Raw genomic sequence first — 17,998 nt, 5'->3', positions numbered from 1 at the left:
GCATGAGTCATGATTTTTCGAGATGGGATCTTCCAAAGGTTGAAATACCCCCGTAGAGTATTTTGACGGTTTTCAACCCCAAAGTTGAACATACTGAAATAAAATAACTTTTGCGACCACGTTTGCGTCATGTTACTCAACGTTTGCCACGATTCGACGCAATTTCCTTGATTTATAGCCACGGATCGCCCGGCATGATTGTGCCTCACTGACCCGGTAGGGGTCGTTGCGGGCCTTGGATCATCGGCCACTTGGCCGAAACAGGGGAGCCGATCCATGAATTTGACGACTTTAGGCAGGGGGGTCTGTCTTGGCGCATTCACCCTCGCCGCAGCTTCCGGATATGCCTTTGCGCAGGATTCTTCGGATACCGGAAGCGACAAGCCCAACATCCTCGTGATCTGGGGCGATGACATCGGGCAGACAAACATCTCTGCCTACAGCTTCGGCCTGATGGGCTACGAGACCCCGAACATCGACCGGATTGCCCAGGAAGGCATCAAGTTCACCGACTACTACGCCGAGCAGAGCTGCACGGCCGGCCGGTCGACCTTCATCACCGGCCAGTCGACGCTGCGGACCGGCCTGTCGAAGGTCGGCCTTCCGGGCGCGGATGTCGGCCTCCAGGCCGATGACGTGACCCTCGCCTCGGCGCTGAAGGACCTCGGCTATGCCACGGGCCAGTTCGGCAAGAACCACCTGGGCGACAAGGACGAGTTCCTCCCGACGAACCACGGCTTCGACGAGTTCTTCGGGAACCTCTACCACCTCAACGCCGAGGAAGAGCCCGAGAACTTCAACTACCCGCAGGATCCGGCCTTCCGCGAGCAGTTCGGACCGCGCGGCGTCATCCGGGCCTCGGCCGATGGCGAGATCGAGGATACCGGCCCGCTCACCAAGAAGCGTATGGAAACCGTCGACGAGGAGACCTCCGCCGCGGCCATCGACTTCATGCAGCGTCAGGTCGAGCAGGACAAACCGTTCTTCGTCTGGATGAACACCACCCGGATGCACTTCCGCACCCATGTGAAGGAAGAGAATCGCTCCGAGCCCGGCCTCACGGCACTCACCGAGTATGCCGATGGCATGATCGAGCATGACGCGATTGTCGGCCAGATCCTCGATGCGGTCGACGAGATGGGCATCGCGGACAATACCATCGTGATGTACGCGACCGACAACGGCCCGCACCAGAACTCCTGGCCCGATGCGGCGACGACCCCGTTCCGCAGCGAGAAGAACACCAACTGGGAAGGCGCCTTCCGCGTGCCTGCCATGATCCGCTGGCCCGGCCAGTTCGAGCCCGGCACCGTCAAGACCGGCATGATCTCGGGCCTTGACTGGTTCCCGACCCTGCTTGCGGCCGCCGGCGACACGGACATCAAGGATCGCCTCCTCGAGGGCACGACCATCGACGGAAGCGAATACAAGGTCCATCTCGACGGCTACAACCAGCTGCCCTACCTCACCGGCGAAAGTGACGAGACGGCCCGCAAGGAGTTCTTCTACTTCAACGACGATGGCGCCATTGTCGGGCTGCGCTACGAGAACTGGAAGGTCGTTTTCCAGGAGCAGCGCGCCACGGGCACCCTGGAGATCTGGGCCGAACCCTTCACGCCGCTGCGGGTCCCCAAGCTGTTCGATCTCCGCGCCGACCCCTATGAGCGGGCGGACCGGACCTCGAACACCTACTATGACTGGCTGATAGACCACGTGTTCCTGCTGACCCCGGCCCAGGTCGAGGTGTCGAAATTCTTCTCGACCTTCGAGGAATATCCGCCGTCCCAGCGCGCCGCGAGCTTCTCGGTCGACCAGATCCAGGCACAGCTCGAAAGTCAGCTCAGCGGCATGGCTCGCTAAGCTACAGCAAGGGTCTGGAGCGACACCCCGGATTCGGCAGCTCGTCCGAACCGGCTTCGCTCCAGGCCCACCCCGGATCGTGAGGAAATCACCTCCGTTCCCGTTTTCCTGTCGCTTCGAATGCGCAATCATCAGGGATTGCATTCATCAATTGCGATACAACCAGAAAAAGTGATCAGACTAGTATAAAATAACTTTTGCGACCTGGTTCTGCGTAATGTTAAGCATGAATCGCCCCGCTTCCTCGCCAGAAAATTCGTTGGCGCCACTCGGATCTAGGGGTTGATCGCAGGCCTGCCCCGATATGACGGGGATCAATGGGCCTTGTATTTCTAGATGAGCGACCGGCGTGTCGCAGGGGGGAACACCTATGAGTTTCGGTCTGATCGGGCGTCGTGTGGCCACGAGCGCACTCGCGCTTTTTGCGGCATCCGGCATCACCGCCGCACAGGACATTTCCGGAAATGAAGAGGGCGGCAGCGACAAGCCGAACATCCTCGTCATCTGGGGCGACGACATTGGCGTTCACAACATCAGCGCCTACAACCATGGCATCATGGGCTATCAGACGCCCAATATCGACAGCCTGGCTGCCGAGGGCGCGCTCTTCACCGACAGCTACGCGCAGCAGAGCTGCACCGCGGGCCGCGCCTCCTTCATCCTCGGCCAACACCCGTTCCGCACCGGGCTTCTGACCATCGGCATGCCCGGCGACGACCAGGGCATTCCCGACTGGGCCCCCACGATCGCCGACATGCTGAAGGACCACGGCTATGCCACCGGCCAGTTCGGCAAGAACCACCTCGGCGACCAGGACAAGCACCTGCCGACCAATCACGGGTTCGACGAGTTTTTCGGCAACCTCTATCACCTCAACGCCGAGGAAGAGCCCGAAACCTACTACTACCCGAAGGACCCGGCCTTCCGCGAGCAGTATGGGCCCCGTGGCGTGATCAAGGCATCGGCCGACGGACAGATAGAGGACACCGGCCCGCTGACTCGCGAGCGGATGCAGACCGTGGACGAGGAATTCATGGCCGCGGCGCTAGACTTCATGGATCGTTCGGTCGAGCAGGATCAGCCCTTCTTCATCTGGTACAACGCCACCCGAATGCATGTCTGGACCCACCTCAAGCCGGAATCCGACGGCGTGACGGGCATCGGCCTCTATCCCGACGGAATGGTCGAGCATGACGGTCAGGTCGGCCAGCTCCTCGACAAGCTCGATGAGCTCGGCATCGAGGACAACACCATCGTCATGTATTCCACCGACAACGGCGCCGAGACCGTGACCTGGCCCGATGGCGGCATCACGCCGTTCCTGGGCGAGAAGGGAACGACGTGGGAGGGCGGCTTCCGCATTCCGATGATCGTGAAATGGCCGGATGTGATCGAGCCGGGCCGCAAGATCAACGGCATCTTCAGTCATGAGGATTGGTTCCCCACATTCGCGGCTGCCGTGGGCGACGACGATATCGTCGACGACCTCGCGGACGAGGATGGCGCAACGCTCAACGGGAAGGAGTTCCGCGTCCATCTCGACGGCTACAACCAGATGCCGTATCTCGCCGGCGAGACCGACCAGAGCCCGCGTAGCGAGATCATGTATTTCGATCAGGGTGGCAACCTGAACGCCGTTCGCGTGCAGAACTGGAAGATCCATTTCGCTATCCTCGAAGGCAACATCACCGATGCCGTCCGCGAAGTTCCGGGCTGGCCGGTTGTCATCAACCTCAAGGCCGATCCCTATGAGCGCGCCTGGGAGGACTCCGAGATGTATCGCCGCTGGTATGCCGACAACATGTGGACCTTCGTGCCGGTGCAGAACTACGTGAAGGAATTCTTCTCCACCATTCCGGATTACCCCTACGAGATGGGCGGCTCTCTCACCGCGGCCAACCTTGGCTACCAGACCCTGCAGAACCAGCAGTATCTGGAACGGCTCCAGAATGTGGAAGAGTTCATGCCGAGGTCCCGGCAGTAATTCGACCGGGAAGTGCCGTCTTTGGCGCTTCCCCGCTTCACACTCATAAGGACGATCCGATGCGTGCCCCCCTGATCGCCGCGGCCCTGCTCGTTGCAGCCCCGCTTCATGCCGACCCCCTGCCCTCCTGGATCGCGGGAGACACGAAAGCTGCCATCCTGGATTTCGTCGAGTCGGTGACGGATCCGGCATCCGACGATTTCGTCCCCGTGGCAGACAGGATCGCCGTCTTCGACAATGACGGGACCCTCTGGGCCGAACAGCCGGCTTATTTCCAGCTGCTCTACGCGCTCGATATCCTGCGCGAGAAGGCCGAAGCCGACCCCTCGATCCTGAGTTCGGATGTGCTCAAGGCGGCAGCCGAAGGTGATATGGACGGCATGCTGGCAAACGGCTTGGATGGGCTCATCGAGGTCGTGAATGTGTCGCACAGCGGCATCACCGTGGAGGACTTCAAGGCCAGCGCCCATGAATGGCTGACCTCCCAGGCCCATCCCGGCAAGGACGTGGTCTATGCCGAACTGGTCTATCAGCCGATGCTGGAACTCCTGCGCTACCTGCGAGACGAGGATTTCCAGACCTACATCGTTTCGGGCGGCGGCGTGGATTTCATCCGCGCCATTGCCGGGGAGGCCTACAACATTCCGCCCCACCAGGTCGTGGGCAGCGAGGGCAACACGACCTACGAACTCGTCGAAGGCGAGCCGGTGCTGACCAAGAATGGCGGCATCAGCTTCGTCGATGACAAGGAGGGCAAGCCGGTGGGCATCATGCGCCATATCGGCAAACGCCCGATCCTTGCGGGTGGCAACTCCGACGGCGACTTCGCCATGCTCGAATGGACGACGAGCCAGGAGGGCCCGAGCTTCGGCCTGCTTGTCCACCACACCGACGCGGAACGCGAATTCGCCTATGACCGGGAAGGCCATATCGGCGTGCTGAACCGCGGTCTCGACGAAGGCCCCGAGCGCGGCTGGCTGATCGTCGACATGGCAGAGGACTGGGCCCGTGTCTGGCCCGGCACCGAATGACACCGCGGGATCAGATAGATGCGCTGCGGAACCGGATGGGCGAGGCGATCATCGGCCAGCGGGACGTGGTCGAGCGGCTCCTCATAGGCCTGCTTGCCAATGGCAACCTGCTGGTGGAGGGCCTGCCGGGCCTCGCGAAGACCCGCGCGATCAAGGCACTCGCGAAGAACATGGAATGCGATTTCAGCCGCATCCAGTTCACCCCTGACCTGCTTCCCTCGGATGTCACCGGCACGGAGGTCTACTACCAGACGGGCGGACGCGGCGAGTTCCGCTTCGAGCCGGGACCGATCTTCGCCAACATCGTGCTTGCCGACGAGATCAACCGCGCCCCCGCCAAGGTGCAGGCCGCCCTGCTGGAAGCCATGGAGGAGCGACAGGTCACGGTTTCGGGCAAGACCCATGCCATGCCGCCGCTCTTCATGGTCATGGCCACGCAGAACCCCGTGGAGCAGGAGGGAACCTACCCGCTTCCCGAGGCGCAGATGGACCGCTTCCTCATGCATGTGCTCATCACCTACCCGCCCGTGGAGGATGAGGTCGAGGTGATCCGGCTGGTGCGGGGCGAGGAGATCGCGTCGAGCACTGTCGTGGCCGATCGTCCACCGGTCCAGACGCTCGCCCCGATCCCGCAGGATGCCGTCTTTGCCGCGCGGGAAGAAATCGGCGGCATTCATGTCTCCGATGCGATGGACCGCTACATGGCGGATCTGGTCAATGCCACCCGCCACCCGGACGAGTTCGGAGACGATCTCAAGCGCTGGATCGAGATCGGCGCTTCCCCGCGCGCCTCGATTGCGCTCGACAAGTGCGGGCGCGTCCATGCCTGGCTCGCGGGCCGGGATTACGTTGATCCCGAGGACGTCCGAGCCATCGCACCCGAGGTACTGCGCCACAGGCTCGGGCTCACCTACGAGGCCCAGGGCGAGGGCGTGTCCGCGGATGCGGTGGTCGAGGAGCTCATCCGCCAGGTGGCGCTGCCCTGAGGGAGATGACATGCGCGACCGCGCAGCACGCATCAGGACAGGCACCGTATCCGCCGCCCCTCAAGTGGCGACGGACCCGCGCATCAGCGTGGATCTCGCCCATCTGCGCAGCCTCGAGGCCCGCGCGCGCAGCCTCACCTTCCTGCCGCGCCAGCCCGCCCGTTCGGTGCTGAACGGGCGCCACGCCTCCCGCCTGCGCGGCCGCGGTCTCAACTTCGAGGAACTGCGCGACTACCTCCCCGGCGACGATATCCGCTCCATCGACTGGAAGGTCACCGCGCGCACGGGCCGACCCCATGTGCGGGTGATGACGGAAGAGCGCGACCGCCCGGCCCTCATCGTCGTCGATCAGCGCATGTCGATGTTCTTCGGCTCCGAACGGAACATGAAATCGGTCACGGCCGCCGAAGCCGCCGCGCTCGCCGCCTTCCGCATCCTCGACCAAGGCGACCGTGTGGGCGGGATCGTCTTCGGTGACCGGCACATCGCCGAGATCCGGCCCCAGCGCAGCCGCATGGCGCTCGACCGATTTCTCGCGGCCCTGTCGGATGCCAATTCCCTGCTCCGCGCCGATGCGCCCAATGTGACCCCCGTCTCCCTCACCTCCGTCCTGCGCTCGGTGTCGCGCATTGCCCGGCGCGACCACCTCATCATCGTTTTGAGCGATTTCGATGTGATCGACGCGGAGACCGAACGGCTCGTTTCCGGCCTTTCGCGCCGCAACGACCTCGTGCTCGGCCTCGTCACCGACCCGTTTGCCCATGATTTGCCGGAGGGCTTGCGCCTCATCGTCTCGGACGGCGTGCTCCAGGCCGAGATTGACACCGAAGACAGAACGCGACACCGCGCCCTGAGCGACATGGTCCGTGGGCGGGTCGCGGAGGTCCTCGACTGGCAGCGCCGCTTCGGCGTGCCGGTACTGCCCTTGTCGGCCGGCGAGGAAACCCTGCCCCAGATCCGCCGGCTGATGGGGCTCGGTCCCGGACGAGCCCGGTCATGAACGGCGAGAAGAACGCCCAGGCCGGTACCGATCTGATCTCGCTGATCGAGCAGTTGCAGCAACCGCCCGAACCCCCGCCCGTCTCGATGATGCCGCAAACCTGGGGCTGGGCGGTTCTGGCAGCCCTCCTGCTCGTGGCCGCCCTCTGGGCCGCCTGGCGCGGTTGGCAGCGCTGGCACCGAAACGCCTACCGTCGTGCCGCCCTCCGGGAACTCGCTGCCGCGGGGGATGATCCGAAAGCCATTGCCACCATCCTCCGCCGCGCGGCGCTGGCGGCCTGGCCACGGGAAAACGTCGCGAGCCTGACCGGGGAGGCCTGGCTTGCCTTTCTCGGCCGCACGGGGCGGGAGGCGATCCCCGATGCTGCCGCCCGTGCCCTGACCCGTGGCCCCTACGACCGGGAAACCGCCACGACCCCGGGCCTGCGCCAGATCGCGGAGGCATGGGTTCGCCAACACAAGGCGGGGGTCGCGGAATGATCACGCTCGGTTTTGCCTGGGCGCTGCTGGCCCTGCCCCTGCCGATCCTGATCTGGCGGCTCGCACCTCCTCATCGCGAAAGGGTGCCGGCCCTGCGCTTTCCCTTCTTCCGGCGCGTTGCGGATGCCGCCGGTGCGGACACCCGCGCGGGGGCCGTGGTGCTCAACCGCTCGCGGCTCCAGATGATCGCCGCGATCGCCTGCTGGTGCCTCGTGATCCTTGCGCTCGCCCGCCCGGAACGCCTCGGCGCGCCGGTCGAGGTGACACGCGCCGCGCGGGATGTGGTGCTCGCCATCGACATCTCCGGCTCGATGGATACCCGCGACTTCGAGAGCGCGGACGGCACACGGATGCAGCGGCTTGCGGCGGTGCGCGAGGTGGTGAAGGGCTTCGTCTCCGGGCGCGACGGCGACCGGATGGCGCTGATCGTCTTCGGGTCCAAGGCCTACCTGCAGACGCCCCTCACCGAAGATCTCGGCACGATCCTCACCTTGCTCGACACGACGGAAGTCGGCATGGCCGGCCCCCACACCGCGCTCGGCGATGCCATCGGGCTTGCGATCCGCACCTTCGAGAACAGCGAGATCGAGGAACGCCTGCTCATCCTCCTTTCGGATGGCAGCGACACGTCGAGCCGCATGGACCCCGTGAATGCCGCCGAGATCGCGGCCAGCAAGGGAGTGGAGATCTACACGATCGGCGTCGGAGATCCCGACGCAACCGGCGAGAACCGGGTCGATATTGCCGCCCTTCAGCAGATTGCCGGCCGCACCGGCGGGGCCTATTTCTTTGCCTCCGACGCGGCCGCGCTCGACCAGGTTTATTCCCGGATCGACGAGCTTGCGCCGCACAAGGTCGAAACCACCTCCTATCGCCCTCGCCAGCCGCTGGCCTGGATACCGCTTGCCATGGCCGCCCTTCTGGGAACCGCGACACTCGGGGTGCTCCAGCTCGGCTCGCGACGAAGGACCACGGCATGAGCGAGCTCGCCATAGCGCTGGAAGCGTTCCATTTCCTGCGACCGCTCTGGCTGCTTCTCCTGCCAGTGATCGCCCTGCTCTGGGTGTTGGTGCGCCGCTCCCGAGCAAGGCGCGCACCGCCAGAGGACGGCATCGCCCCGCACCTGCGCGCGGCCCTTACCGTTGGGGCGGAGCGAAGGCGACGCATCCGTCCGGTCGACGGCGTGGCACTGGCATTGACCTGCGCGACGCTGGGCGCGGCTGGCCCCACATGGTCGCGGGTGCCCGACCCGCTGGTGTCGCAGGCCGCCCCGGTCGTCGTGGCGCTCGAGGTCACCCCGTCGATGGAGGAAACGGACATCGCACCTTCGCGGCTCGAACGCGCGAAACAGAAGATCCGGGATTTTCTCGATCTCCGGGGCAATGCGCGCACCGCGCTCGTGGCCTATTCCGGCAGCGCGCATGTGGTCGTGCCCATGGCCCAGGACCCCTCCATCATCGTGCCCTATCTCGAAGGGCTTTCGCCCGACGTGATGCCGCGCGAAGGCGCACAGGCGGGCCGGGCGCTGAGTTTGGCGCAATCGCTCCTCTCGGCCGAAGACGCACCGGGCGCGATCCTCTTCGTCACCGATGCTTTGGATCCGGCGGACGCGGAGGCGCTCAACGGCGCCGAGCGGCCGCTTTCGGTCCTGGCCATGCTGCCCGACGGCACGAATGATCGCAGGCTCGACGCGCTTTCGGCACAGGTTCTGCGCGTGACGCCGGATGATGGCGACGTGCGCCGGCTCGACCGGCTGTTGAATGCCGCCTACCGCCAGGCCCTGCTGGAAGACGCAGACCAACCCTGGGAGGATCGCGGTGCATGGCTCGCCTGGCCCGCGGCCCTCCTGCTGCTCCTGTGGTTCCGACGTGGCTGGACCATGCGCTGGGCTGCCATCCTGCTGGCCGGAACTCTCGCGATGCCCCCCGCCCCCGCGCGGGCCGACGGCATCGCGGACTGGTTCCTAACCCCCGACCAGCAAGGCCAGATCGCCTTCCGCAACAAGGATTTCAGCCGGGCGGCGGAGCTCTTTGCCGATCCGCTCTGGCGCGGTTATGCGCTCTACCGCGACGGGCAGTATGGGCCTGCAATCGAGGTTCTGGACCGGGTGGACACAGCGCAGGCCGCCTTCATCCAGGGGCTCGCCCAGATCCGCAACCGTGGCTACAGGGATGGCGTGCGGGCCTTCGAAACGGCCGTGGAGCGCGACCCGGACTATCCCGGTGCGGCGGAAAACCTCGCAGTCGCGCGCCAGATCGTGGCCTATGTCGAGCGGGTGCAGGAACAGTCCGATATTGGTGAGCAGGAGGACATGGGTGCCGACGATGTCCGCTTCGACAACGAGGAAAACCGTGGCGAGGAAACCCGGATGGAGGTGCCCCAGCAGGGGGACGGCACACCGCTGACAGCGGATCAGTGGATGATGAGCGTTGAGACCCAGACAGGCGACTTCCTGCGCCAGCGGTTTGCCCTCGAGGCGGCGCAGGAGAGGGGCGAATGAAACGGGCTCTCCTTCTCTTTACCCTTTCCACCGCGCTTTCGCTTCCGGCCGGGGCGCAGGACCTGCCCTTTCGAACGAACCGCGAGATGCAGGCGGAAGCAGCCGAACGGGAGGCTGCTGCGGCCTCCGCCCCGACCGAACCCGTGCTGCGCCAGACCTTCGACGAAACCGAGGCCGTGCCGGGCCAGCCACTCACGCTCCGGCTCACGGTTCTGGTTCCGAGCTTCATGCCGAAACCTCCTGTCTGGCCGGACTTCCAGATGCCGAACGTCATGGTGCGAGTCGGCAGCGCCGGCCCGACGAGCGAACGCATCGGCAACGAGACCTGGTCGGGCGTGACCCGGCGCTACACGATCGCGCCCATGGTCGGCGGGACCTTTGAGATCCCCGCACAGGCTGTAGCTATCACCTGGTCCGACCCCGAAACGGGCGAACCGCGACAGGCCGAACTCACCACCGAACCGATCTCCTTCACCGGCACGATCCCGGACGCCGCGGCCGGGCTCGATCCGTTCATCGCCGCAACCGCGCTCGAGCTTGCGCAGGACATCGAAGGCACACCCGAGAACCTCGCCCCCGGCGACAGCGTGACGCGCAGCGTGACCGCGACGATCTCGGGCGTTTCGCCGGTAATGCTGCCGCGCCTGCAACCTGCCATCGAGATCGACGCCATCGCGAGCTACCCGGACGAACCTGCGATCGTCGAAACCGATGACCGCGGCGTGCCGGGCGGCACGCGCAGCGAACGGATCACCCTCCTCGCGCAAGGCGGCGGAAGCGGTCACGTGCCGGAGATCACGCTGGACTGGTTCAACATCGACAGCGGCAGGATCGAAACCGCCCGCGCCGAGGGCTTCGACATTTCGGTGAGCGGCCCCCCGGCGCCCTCGGCAGCGCCGAGGCAATTCCTGCCCTGGAGCGCAGCAGCCACGGGGCTCGCCCTCGTCCTCCTACTTGCCTGGAAAATGGCGCCGCTCCTGCATCGAGGGCTGAAGGCCCGCCGCGAAGCCCATCTCGCCTCCGAAGCCCACGCCTTCCACATGGTGCAGGATGCCGTCCACAACCGCGACTATCAGGCGCTTCGCCAATCCCTCGACACCTGGGCCATGCGCGTCGCCGGTCGCGACCCGCGCGCGGAGCCGAGCCTCCAGTCGGCCCTGCTCGCGCTCGGCGCCACCCGCTACCGAGGGGAGGGCGCTGCCGATCAAGCCGCCGCATGGTCCGCCATAAGACGCGCGCTGAACGATGCACGGCAAAACAAGGTCAAAAGCGCCCGGCCCGCCTCGCTCCCGCCGCTCAACCCTGCTACCTGAGCGCCACAGCCCCCAAGCCACGGACAGCCCGTCATGCCCCTTCTCCTCCGCGCCCTGCTCGCGGCCCCGCTGCTCGCCCTTGGCGCCTGGGCCGCGCCCGCGCTTGCGCAGCACCCGGACTACGTCGGCTCGGAAACCTGCATCGGCTGCCACACCGAGGCGGCCGAAGCCTGGGAAGGCTCCCACCACGACCTCGCCTGGACACCCGCCACCCCCGAAAACGTCCTTGGCGATTTCAACGACACCGCATTCTCCCATGACGGCATGACCGCGCGGTTCCGCACCGGGGCCGATGGCAGCTACAGTATCGAGGTGACCGAAGCCGACGGCAGCCGGCGCAGCTACGCCGTGCATTCGGTGGTCGGGGTCGAACCGCTGCAACAATACCTGCTCCAGACCGAACCGGGCCGGCTCCAGAGCTTCGACGTGGTCTGGGACACCGAGAAGCGGGAATGGTTCCACCTCTACCCCGATCAACACCTCACACCTGCCGACGGGCTCCACTGGACAGGCCCCTACAAGACCTGGAACGGCCGCTGCGCCGTCTGCCACGCAACGGACTTCGAGGCCAACTACGACATCACCACCCGCAGCTACGCATCGACGCAAACCGAGATTGGCGTCGGCTGCGAGGCCTGCCACGGTCCCGGCGCGGACCATCTTGCATGGGCTGAAACGCCCGAAAGCCCCTACCCGGCGATTGGCGGCTTCTCGGCCGACCTCTCGGACCCCGAAACCCTCATCCAGCAATGTGCCGGCTGCCATTCCCGCCGCGAGGCCTACCTCGACAGCAGCCCCCTGCCCGGCACGCCCTATCACGACAGCTACAACCTCTCGCAGCTCCGCCCCGGCCTCTACGAGGCGGACGGCCAGATCATCGACGAGGTCTATGTCTACGGCTCGTTCCTGCAATCGAAGATGTATGCCAAGGGCGTGACCTGCACCAACTGCCACGAGCCGCATACCGCCGAACTGCGTGCCGAGGGCAACGCCGTCTGCACCCAGTGCCACAGCCCCGCGGCGAACCCCGCCTTCCCGACCCTGAGGGAAGCCGAATACGACACGCCCGAACACCACCACCATGCGCCCGGCAGCGAAGGGGCGCAGTGCAAGAGCTGCCACATGACCGAACGCGTCTACATGGGCAACGACTGGCGCGCAGATCACTCCTTCCGGGTGCCGCGCCCGGACCTTGCTGCCGAAACCGGCGCGCCCGACGCCTGCACGACGTGCCACGACGGCGAAAGCCCGGACTGGGCCGCAAGGCAGATCGCGGACTGGTTCCCCGAAAGCGATCATCGCGGCCCGCATTACGGCCAGGTTCTGGCGGCGGGCCGAATGAACGCGTCGCTTGCCGCCCCCGATCTTGCAGAGCTGGCCCTCGATGATGCGGAGCCGGGCATCGTCCGAGCCACCGCGCTCTGGCTTCTCGAGCAATCCGGCGAAGCGGCCCAGGTCGCCACGGTCGCACCGCTTCTCGAGGACCCGGACCCGATGATACGCGCAGCTGCCGTCGGCGCCCAGCGCCTCGCGCCACCGCAGGAGCGGGTGCTCTCGCTGGTCGATCTTCTCGATGATCCGGCACGGAATGTCCGCATCGCCACTGCCCGCGCGCTCCTCGATGCGCCGATTGCCCGCCTGCCCGGCCCGATCGCCGAAGACATGCGCAATGCCATGGGCGACTGGCAGGGCTCGATGCAGGGCCGGCTCGACTTTCCCGAAACCCATCTCCAGATGGCCGGCATGGCGTTGACAATGCGCAATTTTGCCGCGGCCGAAAGCGCCTTTCGCGAGGTCGTGACGCTCGATGCGCAGATGGTCGACGCCTGGGTCATGCTCGCGCGGATCGCGGCCGCCAGCGGCGACATGGAAAAAGCCACCAGCACCCTCGAGGAAGCTGTTGCCGCCAACCCGGAAGATCTTGCTCTCGCGTCCTTCCTCACCGAACTCAGGGGCGAGGCCTACCCGGACCTGCTGCCGCCGGGGCGCTAGCCATGAGAACCCAACCGAAAAAGAGTTGATCGCCTGCAATCGATTATATTCCCGCTCGGTTTGCAGACCGAAAGCAACCGCCAATGCCCTGGACGGAAGCCGCTCGGCCTCGGAATTGGCGGGAATGCTCGCGTCATGCTAGCGATCTGATGAATCGCGATTGGGCGCTCGCCGGACCGTTCATGTCGCCCAAAAATCGCGTCGCTTGCCCCCGCACGACGGATTTGCACGAGGTGATGAATGCAATTCATCACATCACGGCCACCGGCCTGCCAATGGCATTTTCTACCGGAACTAGACGCTACATAGTCCAAAAGTGCTCGAGTAAGTAGTATTTGACCTACGAAGGTTTCGATTTGTGCGGTCACGTGATGAGGGGACAAGATGCCGTTCTGGGTCAACTACAGCTTCAGCCTCCGCGGCCAGACCATGTTCGAGTATCTCGACAGAGAGGGGCCCAAAGCAAAGGCGTTGTTCGGCTTCAGCCTCGGCGAGCCTGTTGATCCCGCCATAGTTCCGCGGACTGCGCGCGCAGAGCAAGGCACAACGATGCATGATGTGTTCCCGATGCCGGGGGTGAACGCGGTCAGCGAGCGTTTCCGGGATCTCGTCGAAGAATTCGCACCAGGCGAACATCAGTTCTTTGAACTCACCCTGTCTCACAAGGACGGCACTTCGTATCCGGGGAAATACTATACCTTCAACTGCACGAGACGTATCGATACATTCCTGGTGCGGGAATCAAAGCTTAGAGAAATAATGCTCGAGATGGGTATGCCATGTCACGAGACACCCGGCAAACGCGACGAGCTTTTCATCAGCAGGCCCGCCCGGGGCGACACGCACATCTGGTGTGAGAATTACAGCCGACTTCCTGGAATAATGATCTCGGATGACTTCATGGCGGAAGTCAAAAAACGGAAACTCACGGGCCTAAATACTCGCGGAACGTTCAAGGAACTGGTTGTTCCCTACGTCGCGGAGGAGCAGGTTGGGGCCCAACTCGCGTGGTTGCGTGCGCACCCAGAGCACCTAAGCGTGTACAACCCCATTTCATAGCGCAAATCGGCCAGATTTAGCCAGTATTTCCAGTAACGAGTAGGGCCGTACGATGTCGTTCTCCGGCAGCGCCGCAGGAAAGAGTGCGCGCGGTGGCGGACCTCCTCGACGATCCATCACGCAACGTGCGCATCGCTACGGTCCGCGCTCCTCGATGCGCCGATTGCCCGCCTGCCCGGCCCGATCGCCGAAGACATGCGCAATGCCATGGGCGACTGGCAGGGCTCGATGCAGGGCCGGCTCGACTTTCCCGAAACCCATCTCCAGATGGCCGGCATGGCGCTGACGATGTGGCGGCCGCGCGCCGGCTCAGAGATACCAGGCCGCAACGGCCCGCGGCTTGCCGGCCTCGATCACCGGCATCGCCACCATCGTCCTGAGTGCCGTGCCCGCGATCGAGGCGGCCACGAGCGGCGCATCGCGGGCAAGTTCGGTCGAGATCGCCGGGATGCCCGCGCGCCAGGCATGGCCGATCGTTCCCATTCCAGGGGCGATCGCCTGACCCTCATAGCATTGCGCCAGCGCCCCGGTGCTCTCGCAGAACCCTCCGGCGAGTATCAATCCATCCCCCTCCGCGTTCGGCACCCAGCTTTCGAAGCGCCGCGCGATGGGCGTGCCCAGCGCCGAAAGGAAGGTCAGGACATAGGCTCCGTCCGGCCCCGTGCCGCAAGGAATGCCCACGCCGCGATTGATGCCGACCCGCTCCGCGCTCTCCCAGCGCAGGAAACGCTTGGAACGGCCCAGGTCCTCGAGCACCACCGGCAGCCCGGTTTCCCATGTGAGCCCCGGCAGCCCCGCGCCCTTGGGAAACTTCGTGTGCCGGGCACTCCATTCGAACACCTCCGCCGTGCCGAAATACCCGTCGAGGAGCCCCATTTCGTTCGATCCGCTCGGCGCATGCCAGACCTCGAGCGCACCCACATGATCGCGGTCATCGCCGCAGAAAAGGACCAGAACCGCCATCAGGAAGGAGCCTGCGAAAACCGGCACGGCCACACCGCAGGTCAGCCGCGCGGCCTCCGCCGCTTCACCCCGCATGAAATAGGAGCTTGTCAGGTTCTTGAGCACGATCGGGCAGCGCCCGGCCCAGGCCTTGCCCGGCAATCCCTCGTCATACCCGAAACTGATGCCCCGGCTCGCCGCCTCGAAACCCGGCAGATCCGGGTAGAGCCCTGCGCCGAGTTCGAGCCTGCGACGGTCGCTCGTGGGAACCCAGATCTCGGTGGCCCGGATGAATGGCTTGGAGCCCGCCCCCATGAGCCCGGCGGACACCGCCAGCCCACCCTCCGCGCCATGCGTTTCGATCTCGGAAGTGCTCATCGCCTCACCCTGTCCTGGCTTCGTCCGGTCCCATTCAGGACAGCATGCCGGAGACGCTCCGAAAAACAACGCAATGCTGGGAAGAAACGCCCTGCACGCCGGCAAGCTGCGTGGAATGCCCAACGTTTTGGCAATCGCATCGCGCCTCCAGCCACTGACGAAGGGCAGAGCGCCTCTTCCCCGGAATTTTGACCGGCCACCTTCCAGCCCGTCGCGAAACCGGCTACCAACCACGCGAGGGAGCCAGCCGGCAGGCGCCGGACGAGCCCATGACGAGCGGGAGAAGGGAATGAACACATACGTCGCGCGCGCCGGTCTGCAGGTCGCCGAACAGCTGGCCGATCTGGTCGAGGAGAAGGTCCTGAAGGGAACATCCGTCTCGCCCGATGCGTTCTGGTCGGGCTATGCGGCCATTCTGCAGGACCTAGCACCCGAGAACAGAAGCCTGCTCGAATTCCGCACCGAACTTCAGCACAAGATCGACGCCTGGCTCGAAGCGCGCAAGGGCGCGCCCTGGGATGTGGACGCCTATACGGCTTTCCTGACCGAGATCGGCTATCTCGTGCCTGAAGGCCCGGCCTTCGCGATCGGCACCACGAATGTCGACCCCGAAATCGGCACCATCGCTGGCCCGCAGCTTGTGGTTCCGGTGATGAACGCCCGTTTCGCGCTCAATGCCGCCAATGCGCGCTGGGGCTCGCTCTATGATGCGCTCTACGGAACCGATGCGCTGCCCGGCGCGCCCGAGGGCAAGGGCTTCGACCCCAAGCGCGGCGCTGAAGCCGTGGCTTGGGCCGCCGAGTTTCTCGACAAGGCGGTTCCGCTCGACGGCGCAAGCCACGCGGGCGTCACCGCCTACGGTCGGACCGGCGAGGCGTTCCACGCATCCGTTGACGGCAAGCAGGTCCCCCTTGCAAATCCGGGTCAGTTCGCGGGCTACCGCGAAGCGGGCGACAAGGCCTCCTGGCTCCTCGCCAACAACGGCCTGCATATCGAGTTGGTAATCGACCCGTCGAATCCCGTCGGCGCGGCAAGCCCCTCGGGCCTTTGCGACGTGCTCATCGAATCCGCGCTGACCGCGATCCAGGATTGCGAGGATTCGGTCGCGGCGGTCGATGCAGACGACAAGGTCGTGGTCTATTCCAACTGGCTCGGGTTGATGAAGGGTGACCTTTCGGAAACCTTCGAGAAGGGCGGCAAGACGCTGACCCGCAGCCTCAACCCGGACAAGACCTTCACCGCACCGGATGGCAGCGAGATCACCCTGCCCGGTCGCGCGCTCCTTCTCGTGCGCAACGTCGGCCACCTGATGACCACCGACGCCGTGCTGATGGACGGCGAGGAAACGCCCGAGGGCATGCTCGATGCCGCGGTCACCGTGGCCTGCGCGCTGCATGACCTGGCCAAGACCAGCGGGCCCCGCAATTCCCGTGCAGGCTCGGTCTACGTCGTGAAACCCAAGATGCACGGGCCCGCCGAGGTCGCTTTCGCCGACACGCTCTACGCCCGTGTCGAGGACATGCTCGGCCTGCCGACCAATACCGTGAAGCTCGGTGTCATGGACGAGGAACGGCGCACGTCTGCGAACCTGATGGAGTGCGTGCGCGCGGTGAAGGACCGGCTGGTCTTCATCAATACCGGCTTTCTCGACCGCACTGGCGACGAAATCCACACCTCGATGGTCGCAGGCCCCTTCATCCCCAAGGGCGAACAGAAGGATGCGGGCTGGCTCAAGGTCTACGAGGACGGCAACGTCGATGTGGGCCTTGCGGTCGGCATGCAGGGCAAGGGCCAGATCGGCAAGGGCATGTTCGCCAAGCCCGACAACATGGCGGAGATGCTGGCGACCAAGACCGCACACCCCATGGCTGGAGCCGATACGGCCTGGGTCCCGTCCCCCACCGCCGCGACCCTGCACGCGACGCATTATCACGTGATCGACGTCGAAGCCCGCCAGAACGAGCTGAAATCCCGCACCCGCGCCAGCCGAGACACCTTGCTCACCCCGCCTCTGCTCGCGGGCCGCAACCTCTCGGACGCGGAAGTCGCAAAGGAACTCGACAACAACTGCCAGTCGATCCTGGGATATGTGGTACGCTGGGTCGATCAGGGCGTCGGCTGCTCCAAGGTGCCCGACATCAACGATGTCGCGCTCATGGAGGATCGGGCAACCTTGCGCATCTCGTCCCAGTATCTTGCCAACTGGCTTCTTCATGGCCTGGTCACGGAGGCGGAAGTCGAGGACAGCCTCAAGCGCATGGCGAAGGCCGTCGATGCCCAGAACGCTGGCGATCCGAACTATCGCCCCATGGCTCCGGATTATGACAGCTCCGTGGCCTTCCAGGCGGCACGGGACCTGATCTTCAAGGGCCGCGAACAGCCCTCGGGTTATACCGAGCCGGTCCTGCACATGCGCCGCAAGGAGGCGAAGGCCGCTCAAGGCTCGGCCTGAGCGGGTCTCGAGGGGCGCGCGC

13 protein-coding genes are annotated in these 17,998 nt (G+C 65.1%); 12 read left to right on the top strand and 1 reads right to left on the bottom strand.

What is annotated here, in order from left to right:
- Window positions 1-276: 276 nt before the first annotated feature.
- The 11 genes from ACP15W_RS06075 (at window position 277) to ACP15W_RS06025 (ending at window position 14,204) form a co-directional block, all read left to right on the top strand.
- Window positions 277-1,860 carry an arylsulfatase gene (locus ACP15W_RS06075; protein ID WP_424931960.1) on the top strand — a complete coding sequence of 528 codons (1,584 nt, stop codon included), beginning with the start codon at window positions 277-279 and terminating at the stop codon, window positions 1,858-1,860.
- 370 nt (window positions 1,861-2,230) lie between these two features.
- On the top strand, window positions 2,231-3,844 hold the full coding sequence (locus tag ACP15W_RS06070) for a sulfatase-like hydrolase/transferase (RefSeq protein WP_424931959.1): 1,614 nt from the start codon (window positions 2,231-2,233) through the stop codon (window positions 3,842-3,844).
- Window positions 3,845-3,903: 59 nt separating this feature from the next.
- Window positions 3,904-4,875 carry an HAD family hydrolase gene (locus ACP15W_RS06065; RefSeq protein ID WP_424931958.1) on the top strand — a complete coding sequence of 324 codons (972 nt, stop codon included), beginning with the start codon at window positions 3,904-3,906 and terminating at the stop codon, window positions 4,873-4,875.
- Window positions 4,872-5,861, top strand: coding sequence for an AAA family ATPase (locus ACP15W_RS06060; RefSeq protein WP_424931957.1), 990 nt, complete (start codon window positions 4,872-4,874; stop codon window positions 5,859-5,861). The genes ACP15W_RS06065 and ACP15W_RS06060 overlap by 4 nt, the downstream gene beginning before the upstream one ends.
- Before the next feature lie 10 nt (window positions 5,862-5,871).
- On the top strand, window positions 5,872-6,861 hold the full coding sequence (locus ACP15W_RS06055; protein ID WP_424931956.1) for a DUF58 domain-containing protein: 990 nt from the start codon (window positions 5,872-5,874) through the stop codon (window positions 6,859-6,861).
- Window positions 6,858-7,340 carry a DUF4381 domain-containing protein gene (locus tag ACP15W_RS06050; RefSeq protein WP_424931955.1) on the top strand — a complete coding sequence of 161 codons (483 nt, stop codon included), beginning with the start codon at window positions 6,858-6,860 and terminating at the stop codon, window positions 7,338-7,340. Before ACP15W_RS06055 ends, ACP15W_RS06050 begins: the two co-directional genes overlap by 4 nt.
- On the top strand, window positions 7,337-8,320 hold the full coding sequence (locus ACP15W_RS06045) for a VWA domain-containing protein (protein WP_424931954.1): 984 nt from the start codon (window positions 7,337-7,339) through the stop codon (window positions 8,318-8,320). The genes ACP15W_RS06050 and ACP15W_RS06045 overlap by 4 nt, the downstream gene beginning before the upstream one ends.
- Window positions 8,317-9,840, top strand: coding sequence for a VWA domain-containing protein (locus tag ACP15W_RS06040; protein ID WP_424931953.1), 1,524 nt, complete (start codon window positions 8,317-8,319; stop codon window positions 9,838-9,840). Before ACP15W_RS06045 ends, ACP15W_RS06040 begins: the two co-directional genes overlap by 4 nt.
- The gene (locus ACP15W_RS06035) at window positions 9,837-11,153 is read left to right on the top strand and encodes a hypothetical protein (protein WP_424931952.1); all 1,317 of its coding nucleotides are present in this window, start codon (window positions 9,837-9,839) and stop codon (window positions 11,151-11,153) included. Before ACP15W_RS06040 ends, ACP15W_RS06035 begins: the two co-directional genes overlap by 4 nt.
- A gap of 33 nt (window positions 11,154-11,186) precedes the next feature.
- Window positions 11,187-13,145 (top strand): tetratricopeptide repeat protein, encoded by a 1,959-nt coding sequence (locus ACP15W_RS06030; protein WP_424931951.1) that lies wholly within the window; start codon window positions 11,187-11,189, stop codon window positions 13,143-13,145.
- A 384-nt stretch (window positions 13,146-13,529) separates the two neighbouring features.
- Window positions 13,530-14,204 carry an imm11 family protein gene (locus ACP15W_RS06025; protein WP_424931950.1) on the top strand — a complete coding sequence of 225 codons (675 nt, stop codon included), beginning with the start codon at window positions 13,530-13,532 and terminating at the stop codon, window positions 14,202-14,204.
- Between the two features lie 309 nt (window positions 14,205-14,513).
- On the opposite strand, the gene ACP15W_RS06020 is transcribed toward ACP15W_RS06025, so the two are convergent.
- Complete coding sequence (locus ACP15W_RS06020; RefSeq protein WP_424931949.1) at window positions 14,514-15,524, bottom strand: GAF domain-containing protein; 1,011 nt, start codon at window positions 15,522-15,524, stop codon at window positions 14,514-14,516.
- 289 nt (window positions 15,525-15,813) lie between these two features.
- Between ACP15W_RS06020 and ACP15W_RS06015 the strand changes: the two genes are divergently transcribed.
- Window positions 15,814-17,976, top strand: a complete 2,163-nt coding sequence (locus ACP15W_RS06015; RefSeq protein WP_424931948.1) for a malate synthase G — start codon at window positions 15,814-15,816, stop codon at window positions 17,974-17,976.
- The last annotated feature ends 22 nt before the right edge of the window (window positions 17,977-17,998 follow it).

The organism is Amaricoccus macauensis, from assembly GCF_049800915.1.
Classification (GTDB): Bacteria; Pseudomonadota; Alphaproteobacteria; order Rhodobacterales; family Rhodobacteraceae; genus Amaricoccus; species Amaricoccus macauensis_A.
Note: the sequence above shows the minus strand (reverse complement) of the source record. Positions and strands in the feature narration are given on the sequence as shown.

What these genes read in the sequence shown, in the direction of transcription:
- ACP15W_RS06075 (WP_424931960.1), top strand. Translation starts at nt 277, where the DNA reads ATGAATTTGACGACTTTAGGCAGGGGGGTCTGTCTTGGCGCATTCACC.
- ACP15W_RS06070 (WP_424931959.1), top strand. Translation starts at nt 2,231, where the DNA reads ATGAGTTTCGGTCTGATCGGGCGTCGTGTGGCCACGAGCGCACTCGCG.
- ACP15W_RS06065 (WP_424931958.1), top strand. Translation starts at nt 3,904, where the DNA reads ATGCGTGCCCCCCTGATCGCCGCGGCCCTGCTCGTTGCAGCCCCGCTT.
- ACP15W_RS06060 (WP_424931957.1), top strand. Translation starts at nt 4,872, where the DNA reads ATGACACCGCGGGATCAGATAGATGCGCTGCGGAACCGGATGGGCGAG.
- ACP15W_RS06055 (WP_424931956.1), top strand. Translation starts at nt 5,872, where the DNA reads ATGCGCGACCGCGCAGCACGCATCAGGACAGGCACCGTATCCGCCGCC.
- ACP15W_RS06050 (WP_424931955.1), top strand. Translation starts at nt 6,858, where the DNA reads ATGAACGGCGAGAAGAACGCCCAGGCCGGTACCGATCTGATCTCGCTG.
- ACP15W_RS06045 (WP_424931954.1), top strand. Translation starts at nt 7,337, where the DNA reads ATGATCACGCTCGGTTTTGCCTGGGCGCTGCTGGCCCTGCCCCTGCCG.
- ACP15W_RS06040 (WP_424931953.1), top strand. Translation starts at nt 8,317, where the DNA reads ATGAGCGAGCTCGCCATAGCGCTGGAAGCGTTCCATTTCCTGCGACCG.
- ACP15W_RS06035 (WP_424931952.1), top strand. Translation starts at nt 9,837, where the DNA reads ATGAAACGGGCTCTCCTTCTCTTTACCCTTTCCACCGCGCTTTCGCTT.
- ACP15W_RS06030 (WP_424931951.1), top strand. Translation starts at nt 11,187, where the DNA reads ATGCCCCTTCTCCTCCGCGCCCTGCTCGCGGCCCCGCTGCTCGCCCTT.
- ACP15W_RS06025 (WP_424931950.1), top strand. Translation starts at nt 13,530, where the DNA reads ATGCCGTTCTGGGTCAACTACAGCTTCAGCCTCCGCGGCCAGACCATG.
- ACP15W_RS06020 (WP_424931949.1), bottom strand. Translation starts at nt 15,524, where the DNA reads ATGAGCACTTCCGAGATCGAAACGCATGGCGCGGAGGGTGGGCTGGCG.
- ACP15W_RS06015 (WP_424931948.1), top strand. Translation starts at nt 15,814, where the DNA reads ATGAACACATACGTCGCGCGCGCCGGTCTGCAGGTCGCCGAACAGCTG.